The sequence below is a fragment of the Albidovulum sediminicola genome (genome assembly GCF_025751575.1).
GTDB lineage: Bacteria > Pseudomonadota > Alphaproteobacteria > Rhodobacterales > Rhodobacteraceae > Albidovulum > Albidovulum sediminicola.
In genome coordinates this window covers 1-1,526 of the sequence record NZ_JAOWLA010000056.1, presented here as the reverse complement: position 1 = coordinate 1,526, position 1,526 = coordinate 1, and the positions used below count along the sequence as shown (strand labels likewise).

The 1,526-nt window shown below is 59.3% G+C and carries 1 protein-coding gene; it reads left to right on the top strand.

Translation table 11 applies throughout. From position 1 onward, the window contains the following. Positions 1-1,491: serine hydrolase domain-containing protein (locus tag OE647_RS20045; protein ID WP_263723535.1), on the top strand; the 1,491-nt coding region annotated here is incomplete at its 5' end. Between the last annotated feature and the right edge of the window lie 35 nt (positions 1,492-1,526).

Here is a 1,526-nt window from a genome sequence, read left to right as displayed (position 1 = left end):
TCAGTGAAGAACCGAATGAAACCACTACCTGCCCTGCTTGTTTCGTCGCTACTGTGCGTCACACCGGCACTCGCACAGCAGGCCATGACACAGGAAGAGGGCCAGGCGACCTTTGATGCGGTCCTCGCCGAAACTGCTGAACTGATCAAGGAAATGAACATCCCGGGGCTTGGTGTAGGGGTCATCCATGGGCCCAACACCTACAGCGCCGGCCTCGGCATCACGAAGGTAGGCACCGACGAGGCCGTTACCCCTGATACGCAATTTCAAATTGGCTCTGTGACCAAAACCTTCCTGTCGACAGTGGCCCTGCAGCTGTCCGAACGGGGCGAGCTGGATTTGAACGCGCGTGTCGTCGACCTCCTACCGTGGTGGAGGGTCGCGGATGCGGAAGCGACGTCGAAAGCGCGGGTCGTTGACCTGTTCCACCATCGCGCTGGTTGGTATGGCGACCATGGGTTCCTTCGTGTTCCTCCGGGCGGGTCGATCAGCGAGAAGGTCATGCTCCAGGCGGCTTACGTCGAGCAGCTCTATCCGTTCGATCAAACCTGGATGTACAACAACACCAGCATCACCTTCGCGACCCATGTGGTGTCGCATGCCGGCGGAAAGCCGATCGAGAACCTGATCGAAGAGAACCTGTTGACTCCGCTCGGCATGGATTCGTCATCCTTTAACTACGACCCCACCCCGCCGGCTGAAAACTACGCATGGGGTCATCCGCCGATCTACGGCGAAGGCAACATCAATGATCTCAAGCCGTACTACATTCCGTTGATCAGAGAGTCCGCAGCCTCCGGCGCGCTCCGGTCTACGGTTAGCGACATGCTGAAATACGCCCGCTTTCAGCTGGACGGCAAGGACGCCGCCGGGAACCAGCTGCTGTCCGAAGAAGCACTGGACTATGCCCACGCTCCGGCAGTCGAGGCTGAGGCCGGCGACTTTACCGGGCTGACATGGTTCGTCCATGACTACGACGGGGTCACCAGCCCCAGCCACGGGGGGAACTGGCCCGGCACGCGGTCTTTTCTGCAGCTGATCCCGGATCGCGACTTTGCCGTGGTGGTTTTGGTCCACAGCGATCGCGGAGCCGAAGCCTATAAAAAAATTGCGAACTCAATGGTCAAAGCCTTCACGGGCATCGAGGCCGACTCTCCGGTCGCAGCGGGCGTTGATCCGGCTGTGCTCGATCCCTTCGTCGGCGTCTTCAAGGGGAATTCCCAAAACATCGAGATCCGCAAAGAGGGCGACAAATATGTGTTTGTGCAGTTCTCCGCATTGACCAGCGGATCGGATCCCGCGCCGGCCAATGTGGCCAACACGGCTGATGGCTATTTTATCATCACCGAAGGCCCGAACGAGGGAGCCCTTGGCGAATTGCTCGAAGATCCGTCTGGCGAACTCAACTACGTGCGATTCAACCACCGGATCTTCATTCGGGGCGACGGGGCGGTCGACGACTTCGACCTCTCCGGTACTGTCTTCCAATAACCGGGGCGACAAGAGCCACGGATCAGGTGGAGAGG